15 protein-coding genes are annotated in these 18,445 nt (G+C 67.0%); 7 read left to right on the top strand and 8 right to left on the bottom strand.

Translation table 11 applies throughout. The features are described 5' to 3' along the window. Nucleotides 1-10 precede the first annotated feature (10 nt). From NS6_RS32390 to NS6_RS32355, 8 genes are all read right to left on the bottom strand, one after another. Nucleotides 11-919 carry an IS5 family transposase gene (locus NS6_RS32390; protein ID WP_043737886.1) on the bottom strand — a complete coding sequence of 303 codons (909 nt, stop codon included), beginning with the start codon at nt 917-919 and terminating at the stop codon, nt 11-13. A gap of 128 nt (nt 920-1,047) precedes the next feature. Then, complete coding sequence (locus NS6_RS32385) at nt 1,048-2,154, bottom strand: DUF4238 domain-containing protein (protein WP_157227746.1); 1,107 nt, start codon at nt 2,152-2,154, stop codon at nt 1,048-1,050. A 64-nt stretch (nt 2,155-2,218) separates the two neighbouring features. Then, nucleotides 2,219-2,653, bottom strand: coding sequence for a GNAT family N-acetyltransferase (locus tag NS6_RS32380; protein WP_068049986.1), 435 nt, complete (start codon nt 2,651-2,653; stop codon nt 2,219-2,221). A gap of 280 nt (nt 2,654-2,933) precedes the next feature. After that, on the bottom strand, nt 2,934-3,443 hold the full coding sequence (locus NS6_RS32375; RefSeq protein ID WP_043737884.1) for an AAA family ATPase: 510 nt from the start codon (nt 3,441-3,443) through the stop codon (nt 2,934-2,936). Beyond that, on the bottom strand, nt 3,415-4,014 hold the full coding sequence (locus tag NS6_RS32370; protein WP_082393302.1) for an NUDIX domain-containing protein: 600 nt from the start codon (nt 4,012-4,014) through the stop codon (nt 3,415-3,417). The genes NS6_RS32375 and NS6_RS32370 overlap by 29 nt, the downstream gene beginning before the upstream one ends. Nucleotides 4,015-4,148: 134 nt before the next feature. Then, the gene (locus NS6_RS32365) at nt 4,149-4,625 is read right to left on the bottom strand and encodes a hypothetical protein (protein ID WP_156371217.1); all 477 of its coding nucleotides are present in this window, start codon (nt 4,623-4,625) and stop codon (nt 4,149-4,151) included. Nucleotides 4,626-4,754: 129 nt separating this feature from the next. Next, nucleotides 4,755-5,708 carry a TRM11 family SAM-dependent methyltransferase gene (locus NS6_RS32360; RefSeq protein ID WP_082393303.1) on the bottom strand — a complete coding sequence of 318 codons (954 nt, stop codon included), beginning with the start codon at nt 5,706-5,708 and terminating at the stop codon, nt 4,755-4,757. A gap of 104 nt (nt 5,709-5,812) precedes the next feature. Beyond that, nucleotides 5,813-6,481 carry a hypothetical protein gene (locus NS6_RS32355; protein WP_043737879.1) on the bottom strand — a complete coding sequence of 223 codons (669 nt, stop codon included), beginning with the start codon at nt 6,479-6,481 and terminating at the stop codon, nt 5,813-5,815. Nucleotides 6,482-6,906: 425 nt separating this feature from the next. Here NS6_RS32355 and NS6_RS32350 point away from each other — a divergent pair, with 425 nt between their 5' ends. The 7 genes from NS6_RS32350 to NS6_RS32320 all read left to right on the top strand — a co-directional run bounded on the left by NS6_RS32350 (nt 6,907) and on the right by NS6_RS32320 (nt 18,245). Then, entirely contained in the window at nt 6,907-8,280 is a 1,374-nt protein-coding gene (locus tag NS6_RS32350) for a replication-relaxation family protein (protein WP_054814849.1), read from the top strand. After that, nucleotides 8,271-8,678 (top strand): pilin, encoded by a 408-nt coding sequence (locus tag NS6_RS32345; protein ID WP_228792423.1) that lies wholly within the window; start codon nt 8,271-8,273, stop codon nt 8,676-8,678. The genes NS6_RS32350 and NS6_RS32345 overlap by 10 nt, the downstream gene beginning before the upstream one ends. Nucleotides 8,679-8,680: 2 nt before the next feature. Then, a complete protein-coding gene (locus NS6_RS32340; RefSeq protein ID WP_198161768.1) occupies nt 8,681-10,606 on the top strand; it encodes a TrbL/VirB6 family protein in 1,926 nt (641 codons plus the stop codon). Then, a complete protein-coding gene (locus NS6_RS34440) occupies nt 10,603-13,635 on the top strand; it encodes a PrgI family protein (RefSeq protein ID WP_082393304.1) in 3,033 nt (1,010 codons plus the stop codon). The genes NS6_RS32340 and NS6_RS34440 overlap by 4 nt, the downstream gene beginning before the upstream one ends. A gap of 3 nt (nt 13,636-13,638) precedes the next feature. Next, nucleotides 13,639-16,164: a type IV secretory system conjugative DNA transfer family protein gene (locus NS6_RS32330; RefSeq protein ID WP_043736122.1), complete on the top strand. Its 2,526-nt coding sequence runs from the start codon at nt 13,639-13,641 to the stop codon at nt 16,162-16,164. Nucleotides 16,165-16,350: 186 nt separating this feature from the next. Next, nucleotides 16,351-17,232: a replication-relaxation family protein gene (locus NS6_RS32325; RefSeq protein WP_197986985.1), complete on the top strand. Its 882-nt coding sequence runs from the start codon at nt 16,351-16,353 to the stop codon at nt 17,230-17,232. Further along, complete coding sequence (locus NS6_RS32320) at nt 17,232-18,245, top strand: C40 family peptidase (RefSeq protein WP_051047220.1); 1,014 nt, start codon at nt 17,232-17,234, stop codon at nt 18,243-18,245. Before NS6_RS32325 ends, NS6_RS32320 begins: the two co-directional genes overlap by 1 nt. The last annotated feature ends 200 nt before the right edge of the window (nt 18,246-18,445 follow it).

The following is an 18,445-nucleotide window of genomic DNA, read 5'->3' as shown; positions in this document are numbered from 1 at the left end:
AGGCCGCGTTTCATAAGCCTTGGCCGGATAACCACAGGTTGATTGCGGCGACGCGGACCGTGGCCAGGTAACGGACAGCGAGTTTGTCGTAGCGGGTGGCGACAGCGCGGTGCTGTTTGAGGCGGCTGATCGTGCATTCCACGGCGTGCCGGAGTTTGTAGAGACCAGGGTCGAACGCCGGCGGCCGGCCACCGGCGTTGCCCTTGGCCACACGATGCGCTGCCTGGTCCGCCTTGATCGGGATGGTTGCCTTGATCCCGCGTTTCCGCAGGTAAGCACGGTTGGCCGCCGAAGAATAGGCTTTGTCGGCCAGGACCCGATCCGGCCGCGACCGGGTACCACCGACCGAGAGCCGCGGCACCCGTATATCGCCGAGCACCGTCGTGAACTGTGGGCAATCAGCCCACTGACCAGGCGTGACCACCAGCGCCAGCGGCCGCTGCCCCTGGTCGGCGGCCAGGTGCAGCTTCGTGGTGAACCCGCCCCGCGACCGTCCCAGCCCGTGGTCAGCGGGTTCGTCGTCGAAACCACCCGCCGCCTCGACCTGGCCGGCGAAGTCGCGGCGCGCACCCGCCGCATGCTGGTGCGCGCGGGCGATCGTGGAGTCCACGCTCACCGTCCACTCGATCTCACCGCCCGCATCGGCGTGGGCTTGCAGTGCGGTCAGCACCGATTCCCACGTGCCGTCACGCTGCCAGCGGCGGAACAACCCATACACCGTCTGCCACGGCCCATACACGCTCGGAATATCACGCCACGGACTGCCGGTCCGGATCCGCCACCGGATCCCGTCGATCAACTGTCGTTTCGACCACCGCGGTGGCCGGCCCGGCTTCATACCAGCAGGTAGTAGCGGTTCCAGTTTCGCCCACTGAGCATCGGTCAGATCCGCACGGCACGTTGCCGTTACGCTGTTCACGAGGTCTCCGGTTGGTTTCCGGTTGTGCTTGGTCGTTCAACCAACTACCGGAGACCTCGCCATATCACCAACTTCTCAACCCGGACAACGGGTTCCGTCCCCACACCATCGGGCTTATGAAACGCGGCCTAGTCAGTGGTCCATCGAGATAAGGGCCACTGCGGCGAATGGGGCGCGTCGGTCCATCGGGTCGGCAGGAGAACGGCGCGAGCGAACTCCGGAGCGGAGGTGATGCTACTTGACCAGTCCTGCTTCTCTGGGTAGTTGGGGATCTGAATCTGCGATGCGATCGAGGTTCCGCTTTTTTCGAAAACCAGCCGATTGCAGTTGTAGCAGAATTCGCGATTTAGAAACTTTGCCTCAGTCGAAGATAGTTCGAACGGGGGCTTGATCTTCACATTCTTCCGGCTCAGAATTAGGAGTCGATTAGGACTGATCGGAAATACAATTATTTCAGAATTTCTTATCGAGACCGGAAACTGGCGAGTGTTTCGCTTCGTTGGAATTCCGAGTACGGGTTCATCGCAGGTCAATAGATCGCCTGTGGAGCTTGCCAGCCAGTAGTCTCGATCGTTTTCAATCAGCGGGGCGAGAACGTTCTTCCAGGCGCCGATGGCTGCATCGATTGCCTTGGGCTTGGTTTCGCTGCTGACGGCCCGCTTGGCGAGTATCTGATTCACGATAGCCTGGTGTCTCGCTTCTGAGTACTCAATGCCGTACTCGCGACATAAGATCGGAAGCAGGCCGGTAATGTTCAGAATATGGCTGGCTCCGTAACGGTTCACTGCTGCGTCGATGCCCACGTCGGTCTGTCGCCCACGCTGGGTGCGCTGGCTTTGTAGGCTGATGTATACGGCTAGGTTGGAGATTAGGTTTTTATCCTTGATCCTCCCATCGGGCTGACCGTCGAGCGCGCGAAGCCAGTTCGCGGCCCGGCCCTCTATGCGTCCCATGTGGGTCTCGAACCACATGTCTGGATTTGCGTCGGCATCGATGTCGGGTGCCGATATTTGATAGAAGTTATCCTCGACGGCTGTCGATTCTATGGGTACGCAATTTGATTCTTTGGTGTCAACGTTTGTGACCTGAATTTCCCCGCTACCGTCGGTAGTCCACCGCTTGAGATACATTCTTGGCACGTAGTGGTGTCGGAATGTGGTTTGGGCGTTTTTACGAGTCTCTTCCTTGGATTTTTCGATCTCGACGTCGGTTAGCCAACGATTGACGGTAGTCACAGTCTGCATTGTAGGTCGCGCAGCCGCGAGCGACTCAATTCGGCAGTGCGACGAACTCTGGCAGTCAATGAAGCCCAGACAGTTCAGAGAAGATCCGTCGCGATCCGAGATTCGAATCGTCGCAGGTGAGCAGTATCCGGTCGATACCGATCGACCGGGCAACGACGATACTGCGGCGGAGAATGGCGCCACCGTACCCACGCCGCCTGTACTGGGGCAGCACGGCATACCCGATGTGCCCGCCTCGTCGACGTAGGCCCTCGTTGAGGGTGTGTCTGATCGAGGTTCGACCGACTACTTGGCCGTCAACAGTTGCGAGCAGATATGTGGAGGCCACGATGCCATCCGGCAGATTGGCACCCTGCCGCTGTTCCTCCCGGGCGCGGAGATAGTCCGCCCAGCTCATATCGGGTTCAAGACCCAATGCAAACGGAAAGCTATCGCCCTCGGCCAATTCGAGATGCGCGGCGCGGACAACTTTTTCGTCCGTTTCCTGCAACGCGCACGGCGGCGGATCCGAGCACTGTGTCGTGCTCCTCAGCGACGAACATCGCCCGAGTCCGGGTCCAGCGCTTCCACTGGTCGACGCTCCAAGCCAGTGCCTGCTCGTAGGTGGTGGAGAAGGTGCCTGCGGGGCTACCAGCGAGTGCGTCGAGGCGCACTGTTCGGGCTGTCTGCCAGCCGTCGGCGGTCAGGCGGCGCACGATCATGTACAGAACGATCAGGACTCACTGCGCCAGCAGGCAATCCAATATTGCCTGCCGCGCCTCATTTGACCGTCAGCGGAGTCGGTCGGTGGCGAGGATGTCGGTGTGAATCCGCTCGATAATGGAGTCGCGGCTCCAGCTGGAGTCGATGCGGACCTCCTCAACGTAGGACAGGGGTTGCCAACCGTGATACCACTCGGCCATCTGGTCAGGAGGAATCGTTGCGGCCTGCGGCCGGCCGGCATGGCGAGCGAGAGTTTCGTCGAAGGTGAGGTCGAAGCCGTAGTGGAGTGCACAGCCGGCGGTGTCGGCGAGACGGTGCAGCATCGCCCCGTAGCGATCGGCGTCGAGGATGCCTTCCACGATCGTCACCATCCCACGGGCCAGGCACAGTGTCGCGATATGTTCGATCAGCTCGATATTCCACCCGCCGGGCTCGTCGCGCTCACGGACAATCTGCCGTCGCACTACATCCTGACCGATGACCGCGCAGTGGCCGTGCTCGAAGCGACGTTGGAGGCCGGCGGCGACGGTCGATTTGCCCGACGCGGAATTACCGCGGATGACGACCAGCGTAGTCATCGAGCGGCAGCGGGTTGGAGGACGGTGTCGAGCTTGCGGATGAAGCGTGGGAGGTGGGGATCGGTGCTCGGCAGGCCGTGGGGTCGAGGTCCCACCAGCGGCCCCCGTCGAACTCGGCGGGATCGAGGTCGTAGTGCTGGGCCCGGTCACCCCGAGCGACATGCCACAGAGAGATATCAACATGGCCAGCGGTGGGGCCGACGGTGGGAGTCACTGTCAGGAACAGGGGCTTATCCCCAACGACATCGAATCTCGGGTCGAACCCGAGTTCCTCGCGTGCTTCCCGCCGCGCCGTAGTGCATGGGTCTTCGCCGGGAGCCAGGTGCCCGCCCATCGGGAGTTCGAGACCGGATTTGCGGTGTCTACCGAGGTAGATGCCGCGCTCGGTGGGGTCGACCAAGACCACGTACGCGACCAAGTGCTGCGGTGGAGTCGCTGGTGGAACTCGGCGGAAGATGTCATTGGTTTGGGCGAGCCAGGCCAGTGTCTGCTCGATGTGTTGCTGTTCAACCTCGTCGATAGGCGTGATCGCGGCAACAAGATCAGCGATGGCTGCGGTGGCGGGCTCCATGTCGCGCGAGCATAATCACGCCCTGCGACACCTCGGAATGCCCTGCCCTTTCGGTGCTCCCCGCCTCCGGTTCACCAACCCGGGCCTGCCGGTACACCAGCCTGGACAGATGGCCGGTTGACGCGGCAGGGTGGTCATGCGCCGGGTGCGCCGGGCGCTCGCCGTTCCCTCCGGCGGGCTTCCTTTCTGGGGCGTTCGAACCCTGCCGTAGCGCTGATGTCGACGAGGCCGACGGTGTCCGGCACGGCGATTCGTGTCGTGCCGTACCAGCGCCCCCAGAGTGCGATGTTGCCGGTGTCGGCCTCGGCGAGCAGCTTCTCCACCGACCATCGCTTGTTCGAGCGGTCGATCTCGATGGCGATGCACGGCAAATGGTCGTCGCGCCAGCAGAAGACGTCCAAATGGCCGTGGTACATCCGCCGTCCGGTACGCCTGGCGATCAATGCCTCTCGCTCGAGGTCGACCGTCCAACCGTTGGCGTGCCCCCACCGGACCGTGTGTTGGGTGATCAACGCTGTCGCTTCCCGCGCGGACAGGCCGGTGACCCGGACTTCGGAGAGCCATCTTGTCAATGACGAGGCCAGCTCAGCGGTTTCTACAACGTTCCCCACTGGCTTGATCCTAGAACGCGGCGGCGATGTCCATTCCGGCACGGCCACGGCCTCGCGAGACCTGCTTCCGGAGGCAGGGAGAACCGGGTTCCGGCGAACCCGGTTCTCCCGCGTGGCTATTCTCGTAGTTCATGCCGCCCATTTGCGGTCGACCCAGGCAGCCGTCGACACCAAACTCCGGTTTGGATGAGTTTGCTTGAGCTGCAACGAATCTGGCACGTCCCTGCGCTCGAGCACAATGACGTCCTCGTGTGCGATCAGGTGAACGGGAAGCCCTCCGCGGCGGTTCTTGACGATGAAGTCGCGCTGGAAGAAGCTGCTTCGGGCGATGATGTCGTCGTCGGCGAGGCGGCCGAGGAGTGCGACGCAGCGTTCGACGGGGGTGAGTCCGGCAAGGGTGCCGCAGGTGGTGATGTGGGTGGGTAGGTCGATGAGTTCGGCGTGCTGTCGCCAGGGGCGAGCGGTGATGACGACGTGTCCGCCGGGTTTGAGGTAGTCGGCGACGCCGGTGAGGATTCTGGTGAATCCGGTCAGGAGCCGGCCGATGCCGACGTTGGCGAGGTTGCCGCGGTCGAGGACGGCTCCGTAGCGGTGGTCGTACTTGCGGACGCCTTCGCCGGGCTTGACTCGGACGTGACCGTGGGTGGAGTCGCCGTATGGGGGTGAGGTGATGACGAGGTCGACCTGGCCGCGCAGGTCGGCAGGAAGCAGAGTTGGAAGTTTTCGGGCGTCGCCTTGGTAGACGGCAGCGTCGAGGTCGATGCCGGCACCGTAGGCGAGGTCGATGTTGGTGCGGGCGAGGTCGGCCCATCGGGTTTCGTATTCGACGCCGATGGCGCGGCGGCCTCGGTGCAGGGCCTCGACGAGGGTGGTGCCGATGCCGCACATCGGGTCCAGGACCAGGTCCCCGGGGTGGGTGTATGCCTCGATGGCGTGGGCGGCGATGGCGGGCAGCATTTTCGCGGGGTGTTTGACGCTGTCGGGGTGGTAGCGGCCGGTGCGTTGAGTAGCGGGCGCGGCCTGCGCGGTCGGCCATACCGATACCGCGGCGATGTTGTTCTCCGTTTTGTGGGTTGCGGTCATCGAAAGGTGCCTCGATTCGAGATTCGGTGGTCAGGAGCTACATGCCGCCATCGTGTGCCCAGCGTCGTACGGCGGGGCCCAGTACGGCAGGGCCACTGCGGCGATCAGGGGCGCAAAAGAACGGTGATATCGGTATGCACGATGCTGTGCGTGCGGGCGTGCCCGGTGTTGTCGAGTCCGGGTGCCGCGACGGTGTCGCCCGCGATCGGGACGGCGACGATGTGCTGAAGGAACAGCAGGTCGGCGGCCTGACCGGCGGCTACTGTCCAGCCGGTCGGATCGAGCAGGACACCGTCGCGGGTGTGCGTGCAGCGGGTGAACACGACAAGCACGCCGCCGGGGTTCAACCGGGTTGCGGCGAGCGCGACGATCTCGTCGACTGCCGAAGGTGATGTGGCCTCGGGAGCGAGCAGGCTGGCCAGGACGAGGGCAACAGCTCCTTCGTGCGGTGGCCGATGTTGGTGAGCATCGGGGCGTTCGATCAGGCTGTCGCGGCCGAGGCTGTCGATCACGGCGAGCACGTCGGCAGTGTCCGGCGTCGGGAAGGGTGTGTCGGGGGCGGTTGAGGCCGGGGGCGCCAGCAGCACTTGGTCTCCGGGGCGGGAGAACTCGGTGACGGCGCGGGAGACGATCGGCGTCGGCCATTGGTCGGTGGGGTCGATCGGGTCGGTTCCGGAGGCCCAGATGGTTGAGGGAACCTCGGCCGCCGGAGCGCGGCGCGAGCCGGACGAGCCGGTGTGGCGACGGCGGCGGACTGGGGTGTGTTCGGTCATCGGCGCGGTCCTTGTCGATTCCAGTGCATGGGATGTGTGCACTGGTCAACTCCTCACGAATTCGCCGTTTTTGGACATCGAACCGTCCCGAAAACTATGCAAATCGACTGATCGATCTTCGATATCCACAGTTGTAGAGCGCCACATCTGACGCCAATTTTTCGACGGTCCACCCGAAAGCTTCTCGCGCGGTGTACAGCGCCACCGGAACGCCACCAAACGTACACAACCCCTGGTAGATAGCAGTTTCCCGGCACCGCGCTCAAGCTCCCGTACCGGTTCCGTGTGGTCGAATCCGGCTGATCGGTGATCGGCCGGAGGTCATCTCGAGGTCGTTTGGAGGTTATTCGGAGGCTTTTTGGTGGCGGCCGTTCTGTGTCCTTGCCGAGTCGGATTTATCAACGCTTCGAGCAAGGGGAATGGCAATGAATGCGAATTACAGTATTTCTGCGGAGAGGCCGGATCATGCGGAAGCTTCGCCGCTGGCGGTCGTGCGGTCGGCGCTCGACCGGATAGCCGATCACCCGCTACCTGTCGTGAGGAATCAGGTATCGGGACTCGGCAGGCAGGTCGATACCTGGGGCCAGTTGCGGCAGGTGCTGTCGGACCCGGCGCTGCCGATCGAGACCGTGGATGCGGTCTGGGTGTGGCTGATCGGCCGGTCTCGAACCCACGGTTCGGATGCAGCCTTGGCGTGTGCCGGGATGGCGGCACCGATGTTGGCGGGGATGGCCAGCGTGTTCGGACCTCGCCGGCGCGAGGACCGCGCTGACATCGAGGCCGATCTGTTGGCCGAGTTCTTCGCCGAATTGCCGCGCATAGATGTCGAGCGCCCGTTTCTGTGGTTCCGACTGCGGTGGGCGCTGTTCCGTGGTGGCCGGGCTTGGGTGCGGCGGGAGGCCGCTGCCCCCGTGCCCGGTGCGGATGTCGGCACTGGAGCCGACATCGACACCAGAGCGGACGAACCGGTGCAGGTGATGTGGGCCCCGGCGGGGCATCCCGAACAGATTCTCGCCGAGGCGGTCGCGGAGAACGTGATTACCGCCGAGGTCGCCGAGTTGATCGCCGCCACCCGGCTGGAGGGGCGGTCGGTGACCTCTCTGGCAAGCGATTCGACGGGGTTGTCGCACTGGGCGTTGCGCAAGACCCGCCAGCGAGGCGAACACGATCTCCTCGACTGGCTGGTCGCGCGCACGGCAGCCACCGATCCGGCACGCACCAGCACCGTCGAGCACCGCGCCCTGCAACTCCTGTCCTGTTCGGCCGACGACCAGGGCTCAGAAGTGGCCGCGCAGCGACAGCGACTCACCGAGCGGGACCTGGAAGTGCTGCGGCTGCTCGATGCTGAGCAGGGTCTGAGTGCCGACCAGGTCGCCGACCTGTTGTTCCCCAGCGTCGACACCGCACGGAAAAGGCTGACGGCGCTGACCCGTCGCGGGGTGCTCACCCGTTGCCGTCGTACCCGCCCCGGTGTGGGGCGTCGTGGTGTGCCGCCGTGGCAGTACGCCCTCAGCCCGCTCGGCTCGGCGATCCTCGCTGTCGGCCTGCACAACACCACACGGCACGGCGAGATCACTGGCGAGCACGCACCGCGGCGGTCGGGTTCAACAGGTACTCCCGCGGCGGAGACCGCCTTCACCACCTCGCAGCCGACTACCCGCGCTGGCCGATCTGGCGATTTTCCGGACACTCCCAGGTCCAAATGTGGCTCGCAAACGCGGAGTAGCCAGTGCGGGCGGACATCGGCTGCCCCCGCACAACCGGCAACCCAGGTGGAGGTGAATCGCCGATGCGCATGATCGGTTTCCCTGAAGTTCGTTCTGCGACCTCGTCACACCGGACGGCCCAGCCCGGCACCATCCGGCGGGCCCTTGCCCCGATCGCGGTATTCGCGGCGGTGGCGCTGACCGCCATAGCGACCGCGGGTACCGCTGCGGCAGAACCCGTTTCGGTACTCGCCATCGCTGAGTCGTTCGACCAGGTACTCGACAATATCCGGAACTGGCTGGTCGGCATCCTTGCCGGGCTGGCGACGGTGTTCCTGACCATCGGCGGCGCCCGCTATGTGCTGGCCTCCGGCGACCCCAGCGAGGTCGAGAAGTCCAAGACCGCGCTGCGCGCTGCATGCCTGGGTTACGGCCTGGCGATGCTCGCGCCGGTGATCGTCGCCGTTCTCAAGTCGATCGTGGGTGCCTGACCATGACCGCGGCCTTCCCAATCGGCACCTCACCACCGAACCCCCGAACAGGCTGGCCGTTGCGGGTGGTGGCGGCCGTGGTCGCGATGCTGGTGGTCGGGGTTGGCATCGGTGCGACTGCCGCCGCCGAGCCCACCGCCCCACCGCCACCGCCGCCGGTGGCGACGACACCCCAGCAACCGGCACCGACCGCGCCGACGCCCACGCCTCCGCCCACATCGCAAGGTCCGAGCACACCCGCGACTCCGTCGCCTACTCCGCGCGGCTCCTGGCCGGGCGACTCCAGTCAAGTACCGGTTGAGCCGTCGGATACAGGTGATTCCGACTGCGGAATTCGCAATATCTCCGGTTGTGTCGCGAATGCTATCGACGGTTTCTTTGCCCGCCTGGTGGATTCGGCGCTCAATCCGCTGCTCGAGCTACTGTCGCAAACACTGTTGACCACCCCGGAGCCCGGTGACTTGCCGCGGGTCGGTGAGTTGTGGGACTCGTCGTGGCATCTGATGCTGGCCATGTACGGGCTGCTGGTGGTGGCCGCTGGCATCCTGCTGATGGTCCGCGAAACATTGCAGACCCGCTGGTCACTGCAAGAACTGCTGCCACGGATCGTGGTCGGGTTCATTGCCGGTGCCATGAGCATGCTGCTGGCGACCCAGGCGATCGTGTTCGCGAACGCGCTGGCCGAGGCATTCGCCGGTAGCGGGGTCGAGTCCGACTCTGCCACCACCGCGCTGAAGGAACTGACCGGGTCGGTCACCGGGAACGGAATCTTCCTGGTTCTGCTGCGAACTGCGCTTGTCGTGATGCTGGTGGTACTGCTCATCACCTACGTCGTGCGCGTCGCGATCACCATCATCCTGATCGTAGCGGCACCACTGGCTTTGATGTGTCATGCGCTGCCTGGTCTGGACTCGATCGCTCGCTGGTGGTGGCGCTCCTTCGCCGCGTGTCTGGCGATTCAGGTGGTCCAGTCGCTGGTGTTGGTCACCACCCTGCGGGTTTTCCTCACCCCGGGAGGATGGGGATTCTTCGGGCCCAACATGGACGGCGTCGTGAGCCTGATCATCGGGCTCGCCCTGATGGGCGTGTTGATCAAGATCCCGTTCTGGCTGATGTCGACCATGCGAATCGGCCACGGCCGCAGCATGGTCGGATCCCTGGTCCGCGGATACGTCGCCTACAAGACCTTCGGCCTACTCAAGAGCGGCGAGAAGGCTGCCGCCACGGCGATTCGACGCCCCACCCCACAGGGCAACGCAGCCACTGCCAACAGGGTGGGCAACGGCCGCCGAGGTGCCGCCGCTGCAGTGGGCAGCGCCGACCCGTATGCGCGGACACGGTCGACGCGGGACGGCCAGCTGATGTTGCCCCTCGAAGGAGTCCACCGGGTCCGGCGAACGCAGGGTCCTGCAACACCACCGTCGCAGTCGGCCACCACCACATCGGCTCCGGCCTCACCCGGCACCGCCCCTGGGCCGACGACCCGCCCGAGATCGCGAGGCCGCCAGCTCGCGTTCGATTTCACCCCGCCAGACCCCTACAGCGGGATTCGCGCCAATCACCGCGGCCAGTACCCGCTGCCGATCCCTGTTGCCCGGGTCCGACGGACACCCGCCCCTGCCGGGCCTCCCGCAGCGCCGGCACCGGCGTCGGCGTCGCCGCCGCCGCGTCCTCGGCAGGGCACGCAGTTGGCGTTCGAGTTCGATCCGCCCGATCCGTATGAGGGCAACCGGCCGCTGCGCAGCGGCCAGTACCGGCTGCCGTTCCCGGTGACCCGGGTCCGGCCCGCCGAGCGAGCGAGCACGCCGCCACCGGTTCCGCCGCCACGTCCCTCGACACCGGCAGGTCGTCAGCTGCATCTGCCGCTGCCCGATCTCCCTGTCCGCCGGCGCGCACGCCGCACTCCCCGAGGAGGAAACCCCAGATGAGCACGCCCGTTCGTATTCCTGCCGATGTCGACCGGCAAGACCGGTTGATCGGCCCATTCACCGCCCGCCAGCTCGCAGTCCTCGCGGTCACCGCGCTACTGCTGTATCTCGCGTGGACCGCAACTCGTGAAGTGATCGCCCCCGCAGCGTTCTTGGCCGGAGCCGTCCCGCTGGGCACCGCGGTCGCGGTGCTGATCTTGACCACCCGCGACGGCCTGTCGGGCGACCGGTTGCTGCTGGCCGCCGTACGGCAACGTCTGCGGCCTTCTCGCCTGGTAGCCGCGCCCGAAGGGATCGCTACGGCACCACGGTGGCTCACCCGCGCTGCGGGTCGAGGGAAGAAGCCGCTGGTGCCGCAGCCTTTGTCGGCCAAAGCATTACAGCTACCCGAGGCGGTCACCAGCGCCAACGGGGTCGGGGTGGTCGATCTGGGCCCGGACGGGCTGGCTGTGGTCGCAGCGGCCGGGACGGTCAACCTCGCCCTGCGCACTCCCGAGGAGCAGGATGCCCTGGTCTCACAGCTCGGGGGCTGGCTGCACACGCTGCGCCAACCGGTGCAGATCCTGTTGCGGTCGACGCGCCTGGATCTGACCGGCCAGCTGCAGAGTCTGTGGCGTTCGGTCGGTGAGATGTCACCGGAGCTGGCCGCTGCCGCGCACGGTCACGCCGACCACCTGGCCGGACTCGCGGCCGGGGAGGACCTGATGCACCGGCAAGTACTGCTGGTCTGGCGTGAACCCCTCGACCTCCCGGCGACGAGCGACAGGCTGGGTGGACCGACGCCGGCGGCGATGCTGGGCTGGCTGGTCGCGGGGCGTCGGCGTGCTCGACGGGAATTGTCGGCCGCGGCACGGCGCGCCGCGGAGGCCCGGCTACTGCGGCGGGTGCATGAGGCCGCCGACCTCCTCGCCCCGATGGGTGTCACCGTGACACCGCTCGATGACGCGCAGGCCACCGCCGTGGTAACCGGCGCCTGCAACCCCGGCAGTCTCGTTCCCTCCTCCGCAGACATCGCCGGCCCCCACACCGTCATCACCACCGACGGCCCGGACACCGAGACCTCCACCGATATCGAACTGGCCGACGATATCGACGCACACCCGCATCGGCGAGGATCCCTGCGTCGCCGACGTCGCCAGATCGCCGGTGCCGCAGCTGGATTCGGGCCGGATTCGCTGGCGATCGGGACACGGCACCTCGAAGTAGGGACAGGATGGGTGGCGACGCTCGCCGTCACCGGGTATCCGCGTGAGGTCACCGCCGGCTGGCTGGCTCCGCTGCTGTCGCACCCCGGCCGCCTCGACGTTGCCCTGCATATCGATCCGGTCGACCCGGTCACCGCCGCCTCCCGGCTGCGGCGCCAGCTCGCCCGGCTGGAGTCGACCCGATTTCACGATGCCAGCTACGGCCGCCGCACCGATCCCCTGGTGGAGGTCGCGGCCGAGGATGCCGCAGAACTGTCCTCCCGGGTGGCACGCGCCGAAGCTCGACTGTTCCGAATCGGCCTGTATCTGACCGTGCACGCCCGCTCGGAAGCCGAGCTGGCCGACGAGGTCGCCGCCGTCCGCGCCCTGGCAGCCAGTCTGCTCGTCGACACCTGCCATCTGTCCTACCGCACCACCCAGGGCTGGGTTTCCACGCTTCCGCTGGGTCTGGATCTGGTGAAGGTGCGCCGCACCTTCGACACCAATGCCCTTGCGGCGGCGTTCCCGTTCTCCAGTCCGCAACTGCCTGTTGGTGATCCGGCCCGCGCGGCATCGCCAGAAGGGGTGCTCTACGGGCGAGACGCCGCATCCGGGCTGGTGTTCGTCGACCGGTTCGGTCCCGAGGCGCACAACCATAACGCCGTCGTGCTCGGCCGTTCCGGCGCCGGTAAGAGTTACCTGGTCAAGACCGATATTCTGCGGTCGCTGTATCGCGGGATCGAACAGGTGATCATCGACCCCGAAGACGAGTATCGCGCGTTGACCGAGGCGGTCGGCGGCACCTATATCCACCTCGGCGCCCCCGGGATCCGGCTCAATCCCTTCGATTTGGAGGTCCATACCCGCCCCGACGGCCGCCGCACCGCACCGTCGGATGCACTGAATCGACGGAAACTATTCTGTCACACCGTGATCCGGGTCCTGCTCGGTGACCAGACGGCTGCGCAGCGTGCCACGCTCGACACCGCTGTGACCGCCACCTACGCGAGTGCGGGGATCACCGAGGACCCCGCGACGTGGACCAGGCCCGCCCCGACCCTGGGTGTCCTGTGTGAGCAGTTGGCCGCGCTCGGTTCGGCCGTGGCTGATGACCTTGCCGCGTCGTTGGCTCCGTTCGTCGGCGAGGGCGCGTTCGCGGGCCTGCTCGATGGGCCGACGACGGTCAGCCCGGATGCGGCGATGGTCGCCTACTCGTTGCGGGAGCTGCCCGATGAGTTGAAGACGATCGGGACGCTGCTCGTGTTGGATGCCACCTGGCGGCGAGTCGCCAACCCGGCGAATCGTCGGCCGCGGATGGTGACCGTGGACGAGGCGTGGCTGATCATGCGCCAGACCGCCGGTGCGGAGTTCTTGTTCCGGGCCGCGAAGTCGTTCCGCAAGTACTGGGCCGGCCTCACGGTCGCCACCCAGGACTGTGCGGATGTGCTGGGCACCGAACTCGGTAAGGCGATCGTGTCCAATGCGGCCACCCAGATCCTGCTGCATCAAGCGCCGCAGGCGATCGACGAGGTCGCGACCGCGTTCAAGCTCTCGGACGGAGAACGACAGTTCTTGTTGTCGGCGGCCCGCGGGCAAGGGCTGATCGCTCTCGACGGCACTGACAGAGCCGTGTTCGCCTCGATGGCCTCCGTCGAGGAGCACGCGCTGGTCACCACCGATCCCAGCGAACTCGCCGACACCGCAGATGCCGAGGAGTCAGGTCTCGACATCACCGAACCCGCCCCGTTCACTCCGATTGTCACCGACGACAACGCCGATGTCGACACCGGACTGGCGGATGAGGACGGCGACGGGGACGTCTACGTCGATGTGCAGGCGGCATAGGCCATGTCCCTCATGCTGTTTGCGGCGGACCACGGCATCGTGGGCGAGCTGCTGCTCGACCCCGCCGCAGCGATGCGCGAACTCGCCGACACCGCTTTACGGGTGGTGACCGGTCCGGCGGCGGTGATCGCTGTGGGGCTGATGGTGGGCGTGCTCGCCGCGGCGAGGGTTGCCGAGCGACTGCGCCGGCACCGGCTGGCCACCGACGCCCGCCAGGTCACCGTCCTCACGCCTCCCAAGGTCGATCCGAAGGGGGCGGAGGCACTGTGGGCGCATCTGACCGGGCAGCTGCGCCCGTCCTGGCGGCGGATGCTGTTCGGGCAACCGCATCTGGGGTTCGAGTACAGCATCACCCCCGAGCACGGGGTGGCGATTCGGCTCTGGGTACCCGGCCGGATTCCGCCAGGGTTGGTCGAGCGGGCGGTGGCCTCCGCGTGGCCGGGCGCGCACACCCGCACCGCCCATACGGTCTCCCCGCCGCTCACACCTCCTGGGCTTGAGGATCGTCGGCTGCTGTCCGGAGGTGAGCTGCGGCTCGGGCGCCGGGAAGCACTGCCGATCCGCACCGACTACGGCGGCGCGGACCTGGTTCGTGATCTCATCTCCGCCGCCGATGATCTGGGCCCCGGGCAGGCCGCCTGCGTGCAGGTACTGGCGCGACCGGTCACCGGCCGCCGCGTGCGGCGCGGCACCCGAACCGGGACCGGTGCGGCATGGCCTATCCCGCTGCTGCGGGAGGTGCTCGATCTGCTCACCCCGGGCCCGGTCCGCCGCGCTGGCCGCGTCCGTGCCGCGGCGGCGGCCCAGTCGAGTGATCGGCAGGCCGCGATGCGCGAGACGACCGAGCAGCGGGCCGCCGCCGGTAAAGCCCGTGGTGCGCACTGGGAGACCGTCATCCGCTATGCCGTGTCGGTGCCCGATACCGGTGACCGGGTCGCGGCGCGGGCCGTTGCGCGGGGTCGGGCGGATGCGCTGGCGGTGGTGTTCGGGTCCTGCACCGATCACAACTACTACCGGCACCGCCGCACGCGGCGGCTCGGCTCGGCGCTCTCGCAGCGGCGGCTGGGCCGCGGTGATCTGTTGTCGGTGCCGGAGCTGGCCGCACTCGCCCATCTTCCGCATGATCCGGCCATTCCTGGTGTGCAGCGGGCCGGAGCCCGCGCCATCGCACCGACCCCGGAAATCCCTGCGGCGGGACCGTATTCGAAACCCCTGGGCGTTGCCGACAGTCCCGGTGGACGCTCGGTGGCGGTGCGCGTCGCCGACGCCCGCCACCACCTGCACGTCCTGGGCCCAACCGGCGTCGGGAAGTCAACACTGCTGGGGCGGCTGATCCTCGAGGAGGCTGATCAGGACCGCGGCGTGGTCGTCGTCGATCCCAAAGGCGACCTCATCACCGACATCCTCGCCCGGTTGCCCCGGCGTTGCGCCGACCGAGTCGTCTTGTTCGACGCCGACTCCCGCAGCCGCCCGCCTTGCCTCAACCCGCTCGACACCCCCGCCGACCGAGCGGGGACCGACCGCGCGGTCGACAACCTGGCCACCATCTTCCACCGCACCTTCGCCCAATGGTGGGGCCCGCGCACGGACGACGTCCTGCGAGCAAGCCTGCTCACCCTGTGCCGCCAACCCGGCGTCGCCACCCTCACCGATCTACCGCGCTTGTTGACCGAGCCCGCGTTCCGCACCCGGGTCACCCGCGCCACCACCGACCCCGTCCTGCGTGGATTCTGGTCCTCGTATGAGGAATTGACCGACTCCGCACGCAACCAGGTCATCGGACCGTTGTTGAACAAGTTGCGGCACTTTCTGTTCCGGCAATTCGTACGCGACGCACTCGCCGCCGGACCCTCCACCGTCGATCTCGGTGACGTGCTCGACCACGGCGGCATCTGCCTGGCCCGGATACCCAAAGGCTCTCTCGGCGAGAACACCAGCCGCCTGATGGGATCGCTGCTCGTAGCGCGCACCTGGCAGGCCACCACCGCCCGCGTCGGCACCCACCCCGACCAGCGCCCCGACGCCACCCTGGCCCTCGACGAAGCCCACAACTTCCTCAACCTCGCCACCCCACTCGAGGACATGCTCGCCGAGGCCCGCGGCCTGCGCCTGTCTCTGGTCATCGCGCACCAAAACCTCGGACAGCTGCCGACAGACATGCGGGCGGCGGTGTCGGCCAATGCACGCAACAAGGTCATCTTCACCGCGTCCCCCGAAGATGCCCGAGACCTGGCTCGCCACACGACTCCCTGGTTGTCCGAGCACGACCTGACCCACCTCGACGCCTTCCACGCCGCCGCCCGGGTCTTGGTCCGCGGCCAGCAGGCGCCACCGTTCACCCTCACCACCCAACCCCTGCCACCAGCCGTGCCGGGGCGCGCCCGCGAGATACGCGCCGCTGCCCGTGCTCGCCTCGCCGCACCGCTTCCAACCACGGAGCCGGCAGAACCCGACACCGACGAACCGGGGCCGGATCTCACAAAATCTGCTGCTCCACCGGTCGGTGGCGGCGATCCCCGCCTGTCCTGACCCAGTGAGTCCACACGGATTCACCTGTCTAGCAAGGTAATTCAACTCTCGGAGGTTGCTGCGATGATCAATCACCCGGATAGGCAGAGGGATCTGCGAGCACCCCGACCAACCCGGGCACCGTCGGCGATCGGCCACGCCGGTCTGGCTGTGCGGCTCACCGGCAGGGATCGGTGGATTCTGCGGATGCTGCTCGAGCATCGCGTCCTGACTACCACCCAGCTCGCCGAGTTGGCCTTCCCCACCATCATCAAAGCCCGTCGCCGCCTCACCCTGTTGCACAGGTATCGGGTCGTCGACCGGTTCCGGCCCCTCCGTGCGCGAGGCACCGCCCCGGGGCACTGGGTCCTGGCTCCCGCCGGCGCCGCGGTGGTCGCCGCCGAAGCCGGTATCGAGGTCCGTGAGCTGCGTTACCGCCACGAGCGCGCCCTCGCTATCGCCCACAGCCTGCACCTCGCACACACCGTCGGCGTCAACCAATGGTTCACCGCCCTCGTCACAACTCCCGGCCACGGGCGGGTGCTGGCGTGGTGGTCGGAAGGCCGCAGCCGAGGGCTCTGGGGTGATCTCGTCCGCCCCGACGCCTACGGCCGCTACACCCACACCGGGGCGACCCTGGACTTCTTCCTCGAATTCGACCTCGGCACCATCACCCTCTCCTCGGTGGCCGGCAAGCTCGCCGGCTACGCCGAACTCGCCCGCTCCACGGGCATCGTCACTCCCGTTCTGCTGTGGGTGCCGACCACCGGACGCGAAACCACCGCCCGCCGTGCCCTCCTCGAGACGTGGCAAACGCTGCCCGACCCCGGCGCGGTGCCGGTCGCAACCGCCGCTGCCGATCTTCTCGATCCCACCGCAGAACATCCGAGCCCCGCCGACCGTGTCTGGCTGTCCCTCGATGGTCACGGCGGCGAACGACTGGCGCTGCACCAGCTCCCCGCCTCGTGGCCGCATCTCACCCCGCCCCCGGCGAGCATCCCGCAGTACTCCGCGCCGACCACGACCAGTGGGCCGGCGGTCCTCGACCCGCCGTCACCGATGCCGCCCTGCGAGACCGGAGGTTCGTGATGTTCGCCAAAGCACTCGGTGTCGGTTCGGCCGCGGTCGTGTTCTGCACGGTCGTGATCGCCGCGGTCGTCGCCACCGTCGCCGTCTACGACCATGCTCCCACCCCGGCTCCGGCACCGGGCGCGGCCACTGCGCCGAGTACCGAGGCCCTGACCGATATCCCGCCGGAGATGCTGGTGCTGTATCAGCAAGGCGCCGGCTCGTGTCCGGGCTTGGATTGGTCGGTACTCGCCGCGATCGGCAAGATCGAAACCGACCACGGCCGCTCCACTTTGCCCGGCGTCGCCGCCGGGGAGAACTTCGCCGGAGCCGGTGGACCGATGCAGTTCCTGGCCCCCACCTTCGACTCCGTCGTCGCCCGGCATCCGCTGCCCGCTGGCGGGGCGACACCTCCGTCGCGATACAACCCGCACGACGCCGTCCACGCAGCCGCCCATTACCTGTGTGATTCCGGCGCGCCGGGCGATCTCTACGCGGCGATCTTCGCCTATAACCACGCCGACTGGTACGTCCGCGACGTTCTCGCCCAGGCCGACCGCTACTCCACGCACGCCACCGCACCACCGCCCGGCAGCGGTGACTGCGCCGACCTACGGGCCGCGAGTCCCGCTGCCGCGACAGCGATCTCGTTCGCCTGCCAGCAACTCGGGCAACCCTACGTCTGGGGCGGCAACGGCCCCGAGGTCTCCGGCGGCTGGGATTGCTCCGGCCTCACCCAAGCCGCCTACGCCCGCGCCGGCATCGCCATCCCACGCACCACCTACGACCAAGTCCACACCGGGCCCTCTATCCCCGAGGACCAACTCCTGCCCGGTGATCTCCTCTTCTACGGCACCGACGCCGACGTGCACCACGTCAGCATCTACCTGGGCGCCGGGAAGATGCTGCACGCGCCGACCTTCAACGAGCCTGTTCAAATCTCGGAATACCGCTGGCGCGGCGATGACTACTACAAGGCCACTCGCCCCGCCGACCTCGCGCCGCCCGCTGCCGGTCCGGCACCGCAGCTCTAGACCGATCGGTCCGAGAGCGAGCCGTCACATCTCGACAGGAGGCTTCCCCATGACTCTACCGGCCACCGTCACCGCGCTGGCGGACTTCGCCCACATCCCGCCCGGCGGCACCGAACTCGTGCACCACATCGACGAAGTCGAGATCCCCATCGCCGACCCCCGCCGATGCCAGCACCAAGACACCATCTGCGCCGAATGCG

It is taken from the genome of Nocardia speluncae NBRC 108251 (genome assembly GCF_001613245.1).
Taxonomy (GTDB): Bacteria; Actinomycetota; Actinomycetes; order Mycobacteriales; family Mycobacteriaceae; genus Nocardia; species Nocardia speluncae.
Note: the sequence above shows the minus strand (reverse complement) of the source record. Positions and strands in the feature narration are given on the sequence as shown.

Bases quoted from the DNA above. Each gene is read 5' to 3' on its own strand.
- NS6_RS32375 (WP_043737884.1), bottom strand. From the start codon at position 3,443: ATGACTACGCTGGTCGTCATCCGCGGTAATTCCGCGTCGGGCAAATCG.
- NS6_RS32370 (WP_082393302.1), bottom strand. From the start codon at position 4,014: ATGGAGCCCGCCACCGCAGCCATCGCTGATCTTGTTGCCGCGATCACG.
- NS6_RS32360 (WP_082393303.1), bottom strand. From the start codon at position 5,708: ATGACCGCAACCCACAAAACGGAGAACAACATCGCCGCGGTATCGGTA.
- NS6_RS32355 (WP_043737879.1), bottom strand. From the start codon at position 6,481: ATGACCGAACACACCCCAGTCCGCCGCCGTCGCCACACCGGCTCGTCC.
- NS6_RS32350 (WP_054814849.1), top strand. From the start codon at position 6,907: ATGAATGCGAATTACAGTATTTCTGCGGAGAGGCCGGATCATGCGGAA.
- NS6_RS32345 (WP_228792423.1), top strand. From the start codon at position 8,271: ATGCGCATGATCGGTTTCCCTGAAGTTCGTTCTGCGACCTCGTCACAC.
- NS6_RS32340 (WP_198161768.1), top strand. From the start codon at position 8,681: ATGACCGCGGCCTTCCCAATCGGCACCTCACCACCGAACCCCCGAACA.
- NS6_RS34440 (WP_082393304.1), top strand. From the start codon at position 10,603: ATGAGCACGCCCGTTCGTATTCCTGCCGATGTCGACCGGCAAGACCGG.
- NS6_RS32330 (WP_043736122.1), top strand. From the start codon at position 13,639: ATGTCCCTCATGCTGTTTGCGGCGGACCACGGCATCGTGGGCGAGCTG.
- NS6_RS32325 (WP_197986985.1), top strand. From the start codon at position 16,351: ATGCTGCTCGAGCATCGCGTCCTGACTACCACCCAGCTCGCCGAGTTG.
- NS6_RS32320 (WP_051047220.1), top strand. From the start codon at position 17,232: ATGTTCGCCAAAGCACTCGGTGTCGGTTCGGCCGCGGTCGTGTTCTGC.